At 69.7% G+C, this 16,803-nt stretch carries 17 protein-coding genes; 8 read left to right on the forward strand and 9 right to left on the reverse strand.

The features are described from left to right. The first annotated feature begins 61 nt into the window (after positions 1-61). Together RALTA_RS10705 and gluQRS are read left to right on the forward strand one after the other, a co-directional pair. Complete coding sequence (locus RALTA_RS10705; protein WP_025585240.1) at positions 62-982, forward strand: LysR family transcriptional regulator; 921 nt, start codon at positions 62-64, stop codon at positions 980-982. 28 nt (positions 983-1,010) lie between these two features. Continuing rightward, entirely contained in the window at positions 1,011-1,919 is a 909-nt protein-coding gene (gluQRS, locus tag RALTA_RS10710) for a tRNA glutamyl-Q(34) synthetase GluQRS (RefSeq protein WP_012353447.1), read from the forward strand. 57 nt (positions 1,920-1,976) lie between these two features. Here gluQRS and RALTA_RS10715 read toward each other — a convergent pair whose 3' ends face one another. Beyond that, positions 1,977-3,476 (reverse strand): DEAD/DEAH box helicase, encoded by a 1,500-nt coding sequence (locus RALTA_RS10715; RefSeq protein WP_050976450.1) that lies wholly within the window; start codon positions 3,474-3,476, stop codon positions 1,977-1,979. A 325-nt stretch (positions 3,477-3,801) separates the two neighbouring features. On the opposite strand from RALTA_RS10715, the gene RALTA_RS30640 reads away from it, so the two are divergent. Continuing rightward, entirely contained in the window at positions 3,802-3,948 is a 147-nt protein-coding gene (locus RALTA_RS30640; protein WP_012353449.1) for a hypothetical protein, read from the forward strand. Positions 3,949-3,996: 48 nt separating this feature from the next. Here the strand turns inward: RALTA_RS30640 and RALTA_RS10720 are convergent, their stop codons facing one another. Together RALTA_RS10720 and RALTA_RS10725 are read right to left on the reverse strand one after the other, a co-directional pair. After that, entirely contained in the window at positions 3,997-4,995 is a 999-nt protein-coding gene (locus RALTA_RS10720; RefSeq protein ID WP_012353450.1) for a Bug family tripartite tricarboxylate transporter substrate binding protein, read from the reverse strand. Between the two features lie 174 nt (positions 4,996-5,169). Further along, entirely contained in the window at positions 5,170-6,798 is a 1,629-nt protein-coding gene (locus tag RALTA_RS10725) for an acyl CoA:acetate/3-ketoacid CoA transferase (protein ID WP_012353451.1), read from the reverse strand. 188 nt (positions 6,799-6,986) lie between these two features. Here RALTA_RS10725 and RALTA_RS10730 point away from each other — a divergent pair, with 188 nt between their 5' ends. Continuing rightward, entirely contained in the window at positions 6,987-7,766 is a 780-nt protein-coding gene (locus RALTA_RS10730; protein WP_012353452.1) for an IclR family transcriptional regulator domain-containing protein, read from the forward strand. A 518-nt stretch (positions 7,767-8,284) separates the two neighbouring features. On the opposite strand, the gene RALTA_RS10735 is transcribed toward RALTA_RS10730, so the two are convergent. Beyond that, on the reverse strand, positions 8,285-8,638 hold the full coding sequence (locus tag RALTA_RS10735; RefSeq protein ID WP_012353454.1) for a DUF1428 domain-containing protein: 354 nt from the start codon (positions 8,636-8,638) through the stop codon (positions 8,285-8,287). Positions 8,639-8,853: 215 nt separating this feature from the next. On the opposite strand from RALTA_RS10735, the gene RALTA_RS10740 reads away from it, so the two are divergent. Beyond that, positions 8,854-9,048, forward strand: coding sequence for a hypothetical protein (locus tag RALTA_RS10740; protein WP_012353455.1), 195 nt, complete (start codon positions 8,854-8,856; stop codon positions 9,046-9,048). Between the two features lie 38 nt (positions 9,049-9,086). Further along, positions 9,087-11,330, forward strand: a complete 2,244-nt coding sequence (locus tag RALTA_RS10745) for a phosphocholine-specific phospholipase C (protein ID WP_041232170.1) — start codon at positions 9,087-9,089, stop codon at positions 11,328-11,330. Between the two features lie 29 nt (positions 11,331-11,359). Here RALTA_RS10745 and RALTA_RS10750 read toward each other — a convergent pair whose 3' ends face one another. The 5 genes from RALTA_RS10750 to RALTA_RS30255 all read right to left on the reverse strand — a co-directional run bounded on the left by RALTA_RS10750 (position 11,360) and on the right by RALTA_RS30255 (position 14,100). After that, on the reverse strand, positions 11,360-11,938 hold the full coding sequence (locus tag RALTA_RS10750) for a hypothetical protein (protein ID WP_012353457.1): 579 nt from the start codon (positions 11,936-11,938) through the stop codon (positions 11,360-11,362). Between the two features lie 50 nt (positions 11,939-11,988). After that, positions 11,989-13,044 carry an extracellular catalytic domain type 2 short-chain-length polyhydroxyalkanoate depolymerase gene (locus RALTA_RS10755; RefSeq protein WP_012353458.1) on the reverse strand — a complete coding sequence of 352 codons (1,056 nt, stop codon included), beginning with the start codon at positions 13,042-13,044 and terminating at the stop codon, positions 11,989-11,991. Between the two features lie 158 nt (positions 13,045-13,202). Further along, positions 13,203-13,394 (reverse strand): response regulator transcription factor, encoded by a 192-nt coding sequence (locus RALTA_RS31080; protein ID WP_081479492.1) that lies wholly within the window; start codon positions 13,392-13,394, stop codon positions 13,203-13,205. Continuing rightward, positions 13,370-13,645 (reverse strand): response regulator transcription factor, encoded by a 276-nt coding sequence (locus RALTA_RS10760; RefSeq protein WP_012353460.1) that lies wholly within the window; start codon positions 13,643-13,645, stop codon positions 13,370-13,372. Before RALTA_RS10760 ends, RALTA_RS31080 begins: the two co-directional genes overlap by 25 nt. A 59-nt stretch (positions 13,646-13,704) precedes the next feature. After that, positions 13,705-14,100 (reverse strand): hypothetical protein, encoded by a 396-nt coding sequence (locus tag RALTA_RS30255; RefSeq protein WP_012353461.1) that lies wholly within the window; start codon positions 14,098-14,100, stop codon positions 13,705-13,707. A 53-nt stretch (positions 14,101-14,153) separates the two neighbouring features. Here RALTA_RS30255 and RALTA_RS10765 point away from each other — a divergent pair, with 53 nt between their 5' ends. Then, a complete protein-coding gene (locus RALTA_RS10765) occupies positions 14,154-14,909 on the forward strand; it encodes a hypothetical protein (RefSeq protein WP_012353462.1) in 756 nt (251 codons plus the stop codon). Positions 14,910-15,063: 154 nt separating this feature from the next. Further along, positions 15,064-16,758 carry a S8 family serine peptidase gene (locus RALTA_RS10770; RefSeq protein WP_050976451.1) on the forward strand — a complete coding sequence of 565 codons (1,695 nt, stop codon included), beginning with the start codon at positions 15,064-15,066 and terminating at the stop codon, positions 16,756-16,758. The last annotated feature ends 45 nt before the right edge of the window (positions 16,759-16,803 follow it).

Raw genomic sequence — 16,803 nt, forward strand, 5'->3', positions numbered from 1 at the left:
AGGCCTTCAGGCGTATATTTACGGGGATCGCCTTAGAAGCAGTCATTCAGAATTTCTGAACATGGCCCTCTCGCTAGAATCCCTCGAAGTCCTCGACGCCATCGAACGCAAGGGCAGCTTTGCCGCCGCCGCGCACGAAATGGGCAAGGTCCCCTCCGCGCTGACCTATGTGGTGCGCAAGCTGGAAGAAGACCTGGACGTGCTGCTGTTCGACCGGCGCCGCCACCGCGCCGAACTCACGCCCGCGGGCCGCGCGCTGCTGGACGAGGGCCGCCATCTGCTGCACGCTGCCGATGACCTGGCCCGGCGCGTCAAGCGCCTGGCCACCGGCTGGGAGGCCACCCTCACCATCGTGGTCGACGACCTGATCAACTTCCGCGCGCTGCTGCCGGTGATCCACGACTTCTATGCCGAGAACTCCGCCACCCGGCTGCGCTTTTCCAAGGAAGTGCTGGGCGGTGCGTGGGACGCACTGGTCAGCAACCGCGCCGACCTGGTGATCGGCGGCGCCTACGATGCGCCCAGCACGCAGGGCTTCCAGATCCGGCCGCTGGGGTCGATGCCGTTCGTGTTCGCCGTGGCCGCGCACCACCCGCTCGCCACCGAGGAAGGCCCGCTCACCACCATCCAGATCGCCAAACACCGCATCGTCGCGGTGGGCGATACCTCGCGCAATCTGCCGGCCCGCACCCATGGCGTGCTGGCCGGGCAGGACGTGCTGGTGGTGCCGACCATGCGCGACAAGCTCGAAGCGCAGATCCGCGGGCTGGGCTGTGGCTGGCTGCCGGCGCCGATGGCGCAACCGCACATCGAGAGCGGCGTGCTGCAGGCGCGCGAGACCGTCGAGGTGCGCGCGCCGGGCAACTTCAAGGTGGCCTGGCGCACCAGCAACCGCGGCAAGGCGCTGCAGTGGTGGGCCGGCAAGCTGGAAGACCCGCGCCTGGCGCAGGCGCTGCTGCAGCAGCCCGATTTCGCGGGATGAGGGCAGGCTGATGTCGGAGAGGGCTGCAATGGCAGTGCGCAAGAGCGCCGCAGGCGGCTATCGCGGCCGCTTCGCGCCCTCGCCCACCGGGCCGCTGCACCTGGGCTCGCTGGTCACCGCGCTGGCCAGCTGGCTGGATGCGCGCGCGCATGGCGGGCAATGGCTGGTGCGCATCGAAGACATCGACACGCCGCGCTGCGTGCGCGGCGCGGACCACGACATCCTGCACACGCTGGAGCGCGTCGGCATGACGCCCGACGAGCCGCCGGTGTGGCAGAGCCGGCGCGAACCGCACTATGCCGAAGCGCTGCGCCGGCTCGATGCCGCCGGGCAGCTCTACCCGTGCGGCTGCTCGCGCAAGGAGATCGCCGATTCGCTGGTGCATGTGCGCGAGCGGCACCAGACCCTGGGCTACCCCGGCACCTGCCGCCACGGCCTGAACGGCAAGCTGCCGCGCGCATGGCGCGTGCGCGTGCCGGACGGCCCTGCCGCCTTGGTGTGCTTCGACGACCGCTGGCAGGGACGCCAGTGCCAGAACCTCGAAACCGAGCTGGGCGACTTCGTGCTGCGCCGTGCCGATGGCCTGTGGGCCTACCAGCTGGCGGTGGTGGTCGACGATGGCCTGCAGGGCATCACGCATATCGTGCGCGGCGCCGACCTGCTCGACTCCACGCCGCGGCAGATCCACCTGCAGCATCTGCTGGGCTTGCCCACGCCGGCCTACCTGCACGTGCCGGTGGTGGTGAACCCGCTTGGCGAAAAGCTCAGCAAGCAGAGCGGCGCGCAGCCGATCGACACCAGCGCCCCGCTGGACGCGCTGCGCGAGGCCGGCGCGCACCTGGGACTATCGAACCGGGCCGGCACGGCCCAGGACTGGCTGGCGCGGGCCACCGACGGCTGGCGCGAGCGGCTGTCCACGCTGCCGGCATCGGTCTAGGCGCCACAAAAACAAATGGCCCGCGCAGGCGGGCCATTCATTGGAACCACGATCCGTTCAGGACTTGCGCGGCACCCCGCCCAGCAGGGCCGCCACCGGCCGCTTGGGCGCCTGGCGTCCGCGCGTGAGCGCCGCGGCGACTTCGTCGGCGGCCTTGGCCTGCGCCGCGCTCGAGGGGCTCGGCTCATACGGGCGCGAGAAGAACGGGTCGTCCGAAGCGCGGAAGGCCTGGCGGCTGGCACCGTGGTCGTGGCGGCGCGGACGGTCTTCGCTATCGGCGCCGCGCGCGCGGCGCAGGTCGTTGCGCTCGCGGCGGCGCTCGCTGTCGGCCTGGCGGGCGCGCTCACCGGTGGGGTCGAAGCCCTCCAGCTTGCCGCGCGGGATGCTGCGCTTGATCAGCTTTTCGATATCGGACAGCAGGCGCTCGTCATTGCCGGGCACGTAGATCGACAGCGCGTCGCCGCTGGCGCCCGCGCGGCCGGTACGGCCGATGCGGTGCACGTAGTCTTCGGCGCTGTACGGCAGGTCGAAGTTGATCACGCACGGCATGTCGGGGATGTCGAGCCCGCGCGCGGCCACGTCGGTGGCGACCAGCGCATCGATGGTGCCGCTCTTGAAGCCGTCCAGCGTCTGCATGCGCTCGGTCTGGGTCTTGTCGCCGTGGATCGCGGCGGCGTTGATGCCCTCGCGCTCCAGGTGGCGCGCCAGCCGCGAGCAGCCGATCTTGCTGTTGACGAAGACGATGCACTGGCGCGACTGCGATTGCTCGGCGCGCTGCTTGAGCAGGTGCACCACCGCCGCCTGCTTGTGGCCGTCCTCGACCTGGTACACCGCCTGGCGCACGTTCTCGTTGGTCGAGTTGCTGCGCGCCACTTCGATGGTGACCGGCTGCTTCAGGTAGCTGGAAGCCAGGCGCTTGATCTCGGGCGAGAACGTCGCCGAGAACAGCAGCGTCTGGCGCTGCGCCGGCAGCAGGTTGATGATGCGCTGCAGGTCCGGCAGGAAGCCCATGTCGAGCATGCGGTCGGCTTCGTCCAGCACCAGCATCTGCACCTGCGACAGGTTCACCGACTTCTGCTGCACGTGGTCGAGCAGGCGGCCGGGCGTGGCCACCAGGATCTCGACGCCGCGGCGCAGCGCGTCGGTCTGCGGGTTCATGTCGACGCCGCCGAACACCACGGTGCTGCGCAGGTCGGTGTGCTTGGCGTAGCGGGCAACGTTGTCGTAGACCTGGTCGGCCAGCTCGCGCGTCGGGGTCAGCATCAGCGCGCGCACCGGGTGGCGTGCCGGAGAGGCGCTGGCATTGGCCAGCGGCAGCAGGCGCTGGATGATCGGCAGCGCGAAGCCCGCGGTCTTGCCGGTGCCGGTCTGCGCGGCGCCCATCACGTCCTTGCCCAGCAGCACGACCGGAATGGCCTGCGCCTGGATCGGCGTGGGAGAGGTATAGCCCTGCTCGGACAAGGCCCGCAGGATGCGCGCGTCCAGGCCAAAGCTGTCGAAGGTCTGCACGGCGGTCGGAACCGCGGTGGTAGGTTCTGGTGCGTTCGTAGTGGTCATGGGTATCGGTATTGGCGGGAGGCGAACCCGGCACAAACGGATACGCGTCTGGAACTCATCTCGCCCTGAATCTCGCCTGGCGCCGGGACGGTTCCGGCGCGGCCCTGCTGGCTACAGCATTTGGCCAAGAGAATCAAAGACTTAGATTTTAGCATCTCTGCCCACGCAATGGGCATTCCGGCGCCGCCGTGCGGCGGCCGCGACAACCGCCGCCAGCGGCGGACCGGCGCGCGGCATTGTCAAGACATTGTCATATCGGCCGAGCAAGATGCCGGCGGCGCGGCGGCCCTGCCGGACCGTGCCGCCTCTTCACATCGAGACTGACATGGACTTCGAGCTGTTTCGCCTGACCTGCCAGCAATTCCTGCGCACCTCCAGCCAGTTCCTGGGACTGGCCACGGCCGGCCGCCAGCAGGCGCTGCCCCTGCCCCCGCTGCCGGCCAGCCAGCCGCAGGGCCGGCAGCCCGCCTGAGCCGCGCCCGGGCTGCGTCCCGGGCCGCCACACCGGCTGGCGCGCCGCTCAGTCGCCGCGGATGCCGTTGTCCTGGATCACCTTGCCCCACTTGCTGTAGTCGGCCTTCATGCGCGCGGCCAGCTGCTCCGGCGGCAGATAGGCGGCCACGGTGCCGGCGCCCAGCATCTTCTGCTGCACGGTCGGGTCGGCCAGCGCCTTCTTCAGCTCGGCCGACAAGGTGGCCACCACCTCTTTGGGCGTGCCGGCCGGCGCCAGCAGCCCGCCCCACGCGGTGGCGTCGAAGCCCGGGAAGCCCTGCTCGGCTACCGTCTTCACTTCCGGCGTAAAGCTGACCCGCTTGGCGGATCCGACCGCGATCGGGCGCAGCTTGCCGGCCTTGATATGCGGCAGCGCCGCGATCATGTCCGAGAACATCATCGGCACCTGGCCGGCCAGCAGGTCGGAGATGGCCGGGGCGCTGCCCTTGTAGGGCACGTGCTGGACGTCGAAGTCGCCCAGGTTCTTCAGCAGCTCGGTCGACAGGTGGCCGAAGCTGCCATTGCCGGCGCTGGTGTAGTTGAGCGCGCCGGGCCTGGCCTTGGCCTTGGCGATGTACTGCTGCAGGCTGGTCACGTCCGGCATCGCCTGCGGATTGACCACCATCACGATGGGCAGGTCATAGGCGGCGCCGATCGGCGTGAAGTCCTTGAAGATGTCATAGCCCTTGCGGTGGATCAGGTGCGGCGCCAGCAGCGTGGGCGTGGCCAGCACCAGCAGCGTATAGCCGTCGGCGGGGCTCTTGGCGACGTTCTCGGCGCCGATGGTGCCGGAGGCGCCGGGGCGGTTGTCGACCACCACCGGCTGCTTCAGCGTTTCGCTCATCTTCTGGCCGATGATGCGCGCGGCGGTGTCGGTCGGGCCGCCCGGCGGGAACGGCACCACCAGCCGGATCGGCTTGCTCGGGTAGGTCTCGGCCAGGGCCGGCGCGGCGGCGAGCGGCAGCGTGGCGCTCAGGAGGACGGCGCCCAGGCGGCGCTGGAAGGTACGGCGGCTAGTGTTCTGCATGGTGTAGCGGTGTCCTGCGGTAAATCGCGATAAATCGGAATCGATGCGCGGCCGGTGGCCGTGCCGGGATGAAGCGACTGCGGTGGCGTGACGTCATGACAGATCTGGCGTGCCTCCTTGCGAACCGGTCATGGCCGGCCCGTCCGATGGAATGGTGTGGTGGTGCGGCGGCGGTTACAGGCGCATGGTGCCGGCCTGGAACAGCCGTGCATCCATCTCGCGCAGGTCCGGCGCCACGGCCACCGGCGCGGCGCACTGGTCGAGCACATCGCGCTGCAGGTCGACCCCGGGGGCGATCTCGACCAGCGTGAGACACGCTTCACCGCGCTCGCCGGCGCGCATCTCGAACACCGCGCGCTCGGTGATGTACACCACCGGGATGCCCAGCGATGCCACGTAGGGGCCGTTGAAGCTCAGGTGCGACACCTCTGGGACGACCTTCTTCACGCGGCCTTCGCGCACGATCCGCAAGCTGCCGTCGCCGGCGCGCACCTCCAGCCCGCCCGCCGTCAGCGTGCCCATGAAGACCACGGCGCGCGCGCTCTGGGTGATGTTGATAAAGCCGCCGACACCGGCAATCAGCGCGCCCTCGCCTTCGCCGAACTTGCTGACGTTGACGTTGCCCTGGCCGTCCAGTTCGGCCAGGCCCAGGATCGCGAGGTCGATGCCGCCGCCCTCGTAGAAGTCGAATTGCGCGGGCTGGTCCACCACCGCTTCCGGGTAGGCCGAGGCGCCGAAGCTGAGGCCATCCGCGGGCGTGCCGCCGATGGGGCCGGCTTCGACGGTCAGGGTGAAGCCGTGCAGCCCCGCCTGGTGCGCCAGCATCCCCACCGCCGCCGGCATGCCCACCCCCAGGTTGACCACCCGCGGCGCGCGCCGCGCCAGTTCCATCACCGCGCGGCGCTGCACGATGGTGCGCGCGTCGAGGGGCCCGGCCTCGGGCGACGGGGCGGCAGCCTCGTCCACGGCGCCCTCGCCCTGCCACGGCGTCACGTAGGCGGGGTTGAAGGCCTCGGCGAAGGTCATCTGGTGGTTGGCCGGGTTGTCGCAGACCACCACGTAGTCGACCAGGATGCCGGGCACGTGGATGGCTTGCAGGATCTCGTGGTGATCGACCAGGCTTTCGACCTGCGCGATCACGATGCCGCCCGAGTTGTGCGCGGCCTGCGCCAGTGCCAGCAGCTCATGGTGGAAGGCTTCGCGATGGGTGCTGAGGTTGCCGCGGGCATCGGCGGCGGTGCAGCGGATCAGCGCGCAGTCGATCGGGAAGCTGGGATAGAACAGGTATTCGTCGCCGCGGAACTCGACCGCATCGACCCAGCAGGCCCGCCCTTCGGCAATGGCCCGGCGCGCGCGCTGGTTGACCGCGCCGCCGTGGTAGCGCGCGTCCTGCGCGGTGCGCGGATCGACAAAGGTGTGCAGGCCGATTTTCGTCATCACGCCGGGCTTGCCGCCGGCAATGGCGCGGTACAGGTGGGTCAGCACGCCCTGCGGCAGGTTGTAGCCTTCGCACTGCTCGGCCATCGCCAGCGAGGCCAGCCGCGTGGCCGAGCGCCAGTGGCCGCCGACCACGGTGGCCGTCATGCCGGCGTTGCCGAAATGGTTCACCCCGCGCGCGCCGCGGTCGCCCTGTCCGGCCGAATACACCAGCGTCAGGTCGCGCGGCAGGCCGCTGTGCAGGAAGCGCTGCTCCAGCGCCTCGGTCACGGCCTCGGCGTGGCCAGCGCCGACAAAGCCCGCGCTGGCCACGGTCCAGCCATCCTGCACGAGTGCCGCCGCTTCACGCGCGGTGATTACCTTCATCGCTGTCTCCGGTTCTGGTCGTACCGTCCCGCATCGCTGGCGGCACGCTTTCCGTGAATTCGTTTTGCGAACATTTGTTCGGAAAACGCTATCATACGGAGAGGCTGCCGGTCGGCGCAAGCCCTCCGCGACGGCCTCGACAACACGTGCCCCATCGTCCATTTCACGCCATTCCCTGCCAACGCCCCATGCCGCAAGCCGAAACCGCCAAGAAGGACGAACTGCTGGAATCGCTGAGCAAGGGCCTGGCGCTGCTGCGCCTGCTGGGCGCCGGCGCGGAGCGCCTGACCATGCAGGAGGTTGCCGACCAGCTCGACGTGACCCGCGCCGCCGCGCGCCGGCTGCTGCTCACGCTCGAGCACAACGGCTACGTGGCCCAGGACGGCCGCCACTTCGCGCTGACGCCGCGGGTGATGGAGCTGGGCTACGCCTACTTTGCCTCGATGAGCCTGCCGCAGATGGCGCGGCCTTACCTGCAGCAGTTGTGCGAGACCCAGGGCGAAAGCTGCTCGCTGGGCGTGCTCGATGCCGAATCAGTGGTGCTGGTGGCGCGCGAGGAGCCGCGCCAGCTGCTGCGGGTGGACATGGCGCTGGGGCGGCGCATGCCGGCGTACGCGCACTCGCTGGGACGGGTGCTGCTGGCCGGCCTGGATGACACCGCGCTGGAGGCTTACCTGGCCGGCGCGACGCTGCGCAAGCTGACGCCGTTCACGGTCAGCTCGCGCACCACGCTGGCACGCACGCTGCGCCAGGTGCGCGCCGACGGCTATTGCGTGCTGGTCAGCGAACTGGTCGATGGCTATGCCGGGATCTCGGTGCCGCTGCGCGACCAGGCCGGCAAGGTGGTGGCCGGGCTGGGCTTCAGCATGGTGCTGGGCAGCCGCGACCGGGCCTACCTGGAAGCGCGCTTCCTGGCGCCGCTGCGCGAGGCCGCCGCCCGCATCGAAGCCATCCTGCAGGCGCGCTGAGCCGCGCCCGGCCCATGTAGAAAAGCCCCGCGTGCCGGGGAGGCAGCGGGGCTCAAGCGGTAGCGGGGCAATCGGTTCGACCACCCACGCATCGATCTTGGCGCATCGTGCCGGCCCGGGCATCCCCCAAATGTGGGCCATTGCATGCGCCGTGGCTGGCAGGCCGCAGACGCGCCCGGCAAAGCCAGTCAATCATGGCCTTGTCACACGCTGGCAGGAATCCGGGTTTTCGCCGAGCGGGTTTTCGCCAGCTTCCGGCGGGCGCCCGGATGCGGTCTACTGGTCTCACATCGACGCCCCTGGCACCGCCAACGCCGGATTGCCACCGCCGATGGTGCTGCAACACTAGTCCAATGACCGGGAGACAGACCATGGTGACGAAAAAAGAAGAGGCTTTCGTACTGAAGAACCTTCTCGCCCTTGCCGCGGTGGAAACCGTGGGCGGCGCCATCGCCCTGAGCATGGTCTTCCACCTGATCTGAAGCACGGGTCCGGCGCCCGGCCGGCGCCGGGCCGGATCATTCGTCGACAATCACCTCGAAGCCGCCAAAGATCATCCGCTGCCCGTCGAACGGCATCGGGTCCATGCCCTCCTTCAGCCGCGGGTCTGCCATCGCCGCCTTCATGCCGCTGTCGCGCTTTTCGCGTGACGGCCACAGGATCCACGAGAACACCACGGCTTCATCGTCCTTGCGTTGCACCGCCATCGTAAAGGACGTGACCTTGCCTTCCGGCACATCGTCTCCCCAGCACTCCACCACCTGCAGTGCACCGTGTTCCTTGAACACCGCGGCGGCCCGTTGCGCCACCTGGCGATAGCGGTCGCGATTGGCCTGGGAAACGGCGAGCACGAATCCGTCGATATAGGACATGGGCATCACTCCTGTTCAGGGTAGATCGGTCGCGTCCGGCCGGACGCGAATGCATCTGACTACCATAGTGCATCGCCGCGATTCTTCCCGGACGGCATGGCGTTGACGGGCACCCGCGGGGATCAAAGTTCTGTCATCGGCACGTCACCACCCCTTCCTACACTCGCCTGGCTCCGGCTCGCAGCAGCCGCCACCACAACCAGCCAGGTGATTCCATGCTTCCCCGCAGACTGCCCACCACCCTGGCCGCGATGCTGATCGCGGCGGCCTTGCTGTCCGCCTGCGGCGGCGACGGCGGCCCCACCCTGTCCCCCAGTGCAACGCTTGCGCCGAGCGCCCAGCCGGTCAAGCCCGGACAGCCAGGCAAGCCCGACCAGCGGCCCGATCCGGTGATCCGCTGCGCGCCCTGAAGCTTCCGCCAGTCTCCACGCCCACTTCCGACAAGACCATGGTCTCTCGCCGCAAATTCCTGCAGGCAGCAGCCGGCACCGGTTTCGCCGCTGCCGCGCTGGCCGCGTTTCCGCCCAGCATCCGCAAGGCCCTGGCCATCCCGGCCAACAATGCCACCGGCACCATCCAGGATGTCGAGCACGTGGTGATCCTGATGCAGGAGAACCGTTCCTTCGACCACTATTTCGGCACGCTGCGCGGCGTGCGCGGCTTCGGCGACCGCTTTGGCATCCCGCTGCCCGGTGCGCGCCAGGTATGGCAGCAACAGCGCGCCAACGGCGCGGTGCTGACGCCGTACCACCTCGACGGCACCAGCAACAACGCCCAGCGCGCCGCCGGCACCCCGCACGCATGGCTGGACAGCCAGCAGGCCTGGGACCACGGCCGCATGGCCAACTGGCCGACGTACAAGACCAGCACGTCGATGGGCTACTTCCGGGAGCAGGAGATCCCGTTCCAGTTCGCGCTGGCCAACGCCTTCACGCTGTGCGATGCGTACCACTGCTCGATGCACACCGGCACCGACGCGAACCGCGCGTTCCACCTGACCGGCACCAATGGCCCCACCGCCGCCAACGTCGCCTTCGTCAACAACGAGTGGGACGCGATCGACGGCCTGCCGGCCTCGGCCAACACCGGCTACACCTGGAAGACCTATGCCGAGCGCCTGGAAGACGCCGGCATCAGCTGGATCTGCTACCAGAACATGCCCGACGAATGGGGCGACAACATGCTGGGCGCGTTCCAGCAGTTCCGCAAGGCCAACCTGGCATCGGGCTATCCGGTCTCCAGCGGCGGCGCGCCGGGCGCGCCCTATGCCAACACCGGGCAGCCGTTGCCGTACCACGCCTACGATGCCGCCACCGACAACCCCGGCAACCCGCTTTACAAGGGCGTGGCCAACACCCTGCCCGGCAGCCGGCCCGACGAGTATCTCGATGCCTTCCGCCGCGACATCCGCGAAGGCAGGCTGCCGCAGGTGTCGTGGATCAACGCGCCATCGATCTATTGCGAGCATCCCGGCCCGTCGAGCCCGGTGCAGGGTGCCTGGTTCCTGCAGGAGGTGCTTGACGCCCTGACCGCGGTGCCCGAGGTCTGGAGCAAGACCGTGCTGCTGGTCAACTTCGACGAGAACGATGGCTATTTCGATCACGTCCCCTCGCCCTCGGCACCGTCGGTCAATCCGGACAAGACGCTCGCCGGCAAGTCGACGCTGAGCGATGCCGAGATGCAGGCCGAGTACTTCAAGCAGCCGGCGCCGCCGGGCAGCCGGACCCAGCCCGCGGCGGACGGCCGCGTCTTCGGCCCGGGACCGCGCGTGCCGTTGTACGTGATCTCGCCGTGGAGCCGCGGCGGCTGGGTCAACTCTCAGGTGTTCGACCACACTTCCGTGCTGCGCTTCCTGGAAGCGCGCTTCGGCGTGGCCGAGCCCCATATCAGCCCGTTCCGCCGCGCCGTGTGCGGCGACCTGACCAGCGCCTTCAATTTCAAGACGCCCAATAACGAGGCGCTGCCCACGCTGGGCGGCCGCACCACGCGCAGCGACGCCGACCAGCTGCGCCGCGCGCAGCAGGCCCTGCCGGCCGTGCCGCTGCCCGCCGACATGCAACTGCCGCAGCAAGCGGCCGGCACGCGCCCGTCGCGCGCGTTGCCGTACGAACTGCACACCAGCGCGCGCTGCAGCGCCGTGGGCCAGGTCGAACTGGTGTTCGCCAACACCGGCACGCAGGCCGCGGTGTTCCACGTCTACGACCGCCACCACCTGGAACGCATTCCGCGCCGCTATGTGGTCGAGGCCGGCAAGTGGCTCAGCGATAGCTGGAACGCCTTCCAGGACAATGGCGGCCAATACGACCTGTGGGTGCTCGGGCCCAACGGCTTCCATCGCCATTTCCGCGGCGACACCCGCCGCATCGGCGAGACCGGCATCGCCCCCGAGATCCGCGTCTGCTACGACATTGCCAACGGCGATGTCTATGTCGACCTGATCAACGCCGGCGGCCGCGCCTGCCACTTCCACATCGAGCCGCTGGCCTACCGCGGCGACGGCCCGTGGAAAGCCACCGTCGGCGCCAACGGCAGCAAGTCGCAGCACTGGCAGCTGGAGCAGAGCGGGCAATGGTATGACTTCGCGGTGACCTGCGACACCGATCCGGCCTTCTACCGCCGCTTCGCCGGCCGCGTGGAAACCGGCCGGCATACGGTGAGCGATCCGGCGATGGGGATGGCGGCGCAGGGCTGAGGCAGCGGGCCCGCACCGCCGCGCGTGGTTCAACCGTCCTGCGCCGCGCGCTGTCCCGCCGCGCCCGCGACGGCTCGCGACGCGCCGGGTTCCGCCAGCGCCGACTGCAGCCACTGCGTCCATGCCGGCATCATCGCGGCACCCATTGCCGCCGCTTGCCCCGCGCAGGTCTTGCCAGCCTCCTGCCAGTCCGTCAGCGCGCGCAGCAGCGCCAGGCCGATGTCGTTGCCGTCGCGCGCCTCGCCCAGGTCTTCGAGATAGCGCGCCAGGGCCTCGCGCACGGCATCGTTGTAGCCGGCCCTGGCCTGCGCCGCGCGCGCGGCGAGGTCGGCCTCGATCGCATCCAGGCCACGCCACGCCTGCGCGACGCCGGCAAGGTCGAGGCGGTCGCGCTGCGCGCGCCACCATTGCGCCTGCTGCGCGGCACGTTCCTCGGCATATCGGTTCAGCACGGCCAGCGCCTGGCGCGCCGGCGCCCGCGCCGCGCCAGGATCGGCAGCGCTGAAGGGCGCCTGCGCGAGCGCGGTGGCGGCATGCAGGTGGCACAGGGTCAGGTCCAGCGCCGTACGGATGGCGCTTTCCCATTGGGCTTGCAGGATGGAAAGCATGGCGGATCTCCTTGCGGAAAGTGCATCGGATGGGAGCGAACGCGCGGCGCTCACTGGGGTGCGGCGCCGAGTCGGCGGACCATGCGCATGACCGCGGCCATCTGCGGCGCCTCGCGCGAGAAAAAGTCAGGCTGGGCCGGGTCGTCGCTGGTATAGCCCCAGAAGTCCCAGCAGCCCAGCGGGTTATGCCGCGACGCGCCGACCTGCGGGAACAGCACCACGATGCGGTTGGCCTCGGCACTCTCCAGGTAGCCGGCGCCGCGCACGAAGCGTTCGCCGATAGCGCCCGCGCCCTGCAGGCAGCCATGGAAGGCCACGTGCACGCGGCAAGCCGCCCCACCGCCATCGGCGCCGCACTCGCGCGGCACGTAGACATAACCGCTGTCGGCAAGCAGCGCCTTGCCGCCGGGATCGAAGGCACGCTGGTCAAAGCGCAGCAGCTCGCCCGCCGGCCGTGCCGCCGGCTGCAGCGTTCCGTAGATCCACTGCAGGATCTGCCGTGCCTGCTCGAGCCCGCAGTTGTTGATGAAAGGCGACGCGCTGACCGCGCAGGCGGCATCGCCCGACTGGCTGGTGATGAAGGCATGTCCGGCCGCGACATCGGACACGTACTGCAGCTGCGATGCCGGCACGCCGGCCAGCGCGTAGAAGCGCCCCACCTGCGCGGCGACGCGCGGCAGCACGGTCTGGTCGCGCGTGCCGGCAAACACGTAGACGCGCTGGCGCGCCAGGTTCTGCACCGCGTCGATGCGGCCGTCGCGGGCAAAGGTGCGCGCCGCGTCCAGCGCCGCCTGCGCGTCCGGGCCGGTATCGCCGACCGGCTGCATGCATTGGGTCGCGGCCGCGGTAGCGGGCGGCGTGGGCACGAACAGGCCGGCGCAGTAGAACGGCCCGCCCGCGACCACGCCGACGCCGGCCATGGTGCCGGAGTACGCGACGTGGAATTGCGTGGCCATGAACGCGCCGGAAGACAGCCCCGACACCGAGGTCTGCCCCAGGTCCGCACCCAGCGCGGGCAGCGCCTGCGCGACGACGCCTGCGCTGGCGCAAAGCGCGCAGGCCGCGGCAAGTGCCCGCAGGCGGGCGATTGGCTTGCATCGAATCATGATGGCTCCAGCACGGCGACAGGAATCGAAAGGCCGGACGGGTCGCGGCAGGCAGCACGCCGGTCGCCATGCGGCGGCTGCGTGGACCATTTTCCGGAGGCGCCCCCGCGCCGTGCCATTGGGCAAATGCGGTAGCGCGCCACAGTGCCCCGCACCCGCTACGCATCGCAGGCCTGGTCCTGCGGCAGCGCCAGCCATCCGTTGTGCACGCACTGGAACAGCAAGGCGCAGACATTGCCCGCGCCCGCCTTCTGCAGCAGCCGGGCCCGATGCGTGCGCGCGGTCTGGTCGCTGATGCCCAGCGCCCGCGCGATTTCCTTGTCGCTCAGGCCGCGCCCGAGCCATTCCAGATATTCGCGCTCGCGTTCCGAGAATGGATTATCCGCGGCTGCCGTCCCGCTTTTTTAAACAGCCCGTGCTGGCGCGCGAGATAGTACATGGTCAATTGCGATGATTTTCGCAATTGCATTTTCGCGAGCAGATGCTCACGGTGCTTTCGCGCCGTGGAAACGGAAAATGAAAGACGTGCGGCGATCTCGCGATCGCTCATGCCGCGGGCAATGCAGGCGAGCACCGTCTCTTCCCGAGTGGTGAGGTTCATGCGGAGGACTCCATGCGATGGAACGGATGGGTTCCGTCGCAGGAGCGGCAGCCGCGCGTCTATCTGTGCATCAATGCATCACAGGACCCTTCGTGCAAGGCTAGTGCGGACCTACGAGCGGAACCGGGGACAGCCCGGTCGGGCTCCAGATCACTGCTTTTGTTTTCGATGTCTTGCGCTGTTGCGCCGGCATGGGATTGCGCACTACCCGACGGTGCGATACGGAATTTCCGGATGCCGGCAGCAGAGGCGAATTCTAGGTGCTGGTTTTTATATTTAAAAGCCAATTCATGCTGCGCGATATTTAATTCTGATTGTTGCCAGGCATTATCCACTGCCAATACCGCATTTGCCCAATGGCGGCGGCGCGGGCCGAAAACCAAGAATGATTCCACCTGTCCGGGTGCCGCTCCGATGCACGGCAACGCGGCAGGCGCGGAGATCGGGCCAGCCATGCGCAGCCCGCCGCCTTGTTCCTCCCTCTACGCAGTCATTCAAAGGAGTCGTCATGACCTACCCCATCCACGCCGCCGTCCTGGCGCCGCAAGGTGTACTCGGCAATCTCGTCAGCGGTATCGGCAGCCTGCTGCCGTTCGCCGCACAGCCGATGCTGGTGCCGCAAAGCGCGATGACCGACGCGGTCGCTCCGGCGGTGCGAGACGGCGTGCAGGCCGTGGTCACGCACTATGTGAACCCGGTGATCGGCCATGCGGCCGGCGCCGCCGCCGGCGCGCTGGCCCAGCATCTTCCGTTCCCCGACCCCGGGCATACCGGCCCGATCGGCACCGCCATCGCGACGCACGCACCGGGATTCATCCAGGCGGCCGGCACCGCCGCGGGCTATCCGAACGCCGCCATGCATGGTGCCAACATCGTTCGCGAAGGCGCACGCTATCTGCCGTTCTCCGCCATGCCCGCGGTCACGCTGGCGCCGCAGGGCGTATTCGGCTCGCTGATCGGCGCGGTGGCGCCGACCCTGGGCCATGCCGTCGGCGGCCTGCTGGGCAATGCCAACGTGGGGCAGCAGATCGGCACCGTGGCCGGCCATCTCGGCGGCCTGCTGCCATTCTCGGCCCAGCCCCAGGTCGCTCTGGCGCCGCAGGGCGTGTTCGGCTCGCTGATCGGCGCGGTGGCACCGACCCTTGGCCATGCCGTCGGCGGCCTGCTGGGCAACGCCAACGTGGGCCAGCAGATCGGCACCGTTGCCGGCCATCTCGGCGGCCTGCTGCCGTTCTCGGCCCAGCCGCAAGTGGTCTATGCCTGAAGCGCTGCGCATGAAGTCCCGCGCATCGGGTCGGCGCAGGGCTTCATGCGCATGAACGGGGACGCCAGACGGCGCCCCCCCGCTGGCCGGCGCCAACGCGCCGGGCCTGCCCGAATCGATGCGTCGCCGCCTGGCGCCGCGGTGGAGAAAGCAAATGGAACGAGACAAGAAAGGCGAGGCCGCGCGCGCCGGCGACGACCGTGCCGCCGCGCCCGGCGCGGGCAGCCGCGAGGCCGTGGCGCTGGACGCCGGCCGCAAGCAATACCTGATCGCGCCGCGGCGCCACGCACTGGCCCAGCAGGCCGGCGTGACGCCGATGTCGGCCGCTGAACTGCACAGTACGGTCACGCAATTGCCCGGCGTTGAAGTCGTGCATGTGGTCGAGGGCCACAAGAACACGCACCTGCATTCCGTGCGGCCCGACGAAGCCGCCCACACCTATGTGGTCAAGCTCGACGCTGCGCACGCGCAGATGCTGCAGGCCACCGCGCCGCCGCACATGATCGTCGAGGAAGACCATCCGCTGGGCTATGGCCGCAAGGCCGAGCTCGAGACCTCGGACCGGCTGCATCCGCAATCGGCATTCGACGCTCCGGTGTCGCGCGAGGTACTGGTGCGCGTGCTGGGCACCGGCGACACGCCGCTGCCGGGCGTGGCCATCACACTGGCGGGCGATGGCTTCCCCGCGACGGCGACCACCGATGCCAGCGGCGAAGCAACGCTGACGCTGGTGCAGCAGCAACCCGGGCCGGCGCGCTCGCTGTTCGTGCGGCCGCTCAGCGGCTACTGGAACAAGTACCTGCTGTCGCCCAATGTCGTGTCCGGACAGCCCAACGTGATACGCGTGACGCCGCTGTCGCAGCCGAATCCGGACGTGCCGCCGCACGGGCGCTTCGGCTGGGGCCAGCGGCTGATGGGACTGGACCGGCTGACGCGCAGCTTCGGCGGCCGCGGCGTGCGCGTCGCGGTGGTCGATTCCGGCGCCGACGCCGCCCATCCGCTGCTGGCACATATCCGTCACGGCATGGACCTGACCGGCAGCGGCCCCGACGCCGGCGACACCTGGCGCCTCGACACCATCGGCCATGGTTCGCACTGCGCCGGCGTGATCGGCGCGCGGCCGCAGCCCGGCGAGCCGGCCGCCGCCACCGCGGCCCAGGCCACCATGCTGGGTTTTGCGCCGGAAGCGGAGATGCACGCGCTCAAGATCTTCCCCGGCGGGCAGTTCAGCACGCTGCTGCGGGCGCTCGACTACTGCATCGATCACGACATCGACGTGGTCAACCTGAGCCTGGGCGCGCCGCAGCCTTCGCAGGCGGTGGAGCAGAAGCTGCTCGAGGCCGTGCACAGCGGCGTGGCGTGCATCGTCGCGGCCGGCAACTCGGGCGGCCCGGTGCAGTATCCGGCGGCATCGGCTTCCGTGCTGGCGGTTTCGGCGCTGGGCCTGCAGGGCGAGCTGCCGCACGACGTGTGGGAGCGTACCCAGGTGGTGCAGCACGCGGCCACGCGCGCGGGGCTGTTCGCGCCGACGTTCTCGTGCTTCGGCCCGCAGATCGCGGTGTGCGGCCCGGGGGTGGGGATCATCTCGACGGTGCCAGGCGCCGCCTTCATGCCTGACTCCGGCACCTCGATGGCCGCACCGCATATCGCGGGGCTCGCCGCGCTGCTGCTGTCCGACCCCCAACTGGCGGCGTGGATGGGTCCGCGCGGACCGCGCCGCGTCGCGGCGCTGTTCCAGCTGATCCGCGCCATCAGTTCGCCGATCGTCGCGCACGACCCGGAGAACCGCTTCGGCGGCGGGCTGCCGCAGTTGCAGAACCTGCAGCGCCTGCTGGGCCGGCCGCAGTAGCACCAGCCTCCCGCCGCGCGGGCAAACACGCGGCCCGGGCCACCG

This window comes from Cupriavidus taiwanensis LMG 19424 (assembly GCF_000069785.1).
In the GTDB taxonomy this organism is placed as follows: domain Bacteria; phylum Pseudomonadota; class Gammaproteobacteria; order Burkholderiales; family Burkholderiaceae; genus Cupriavidus; species Cupriavidus taiwanensis.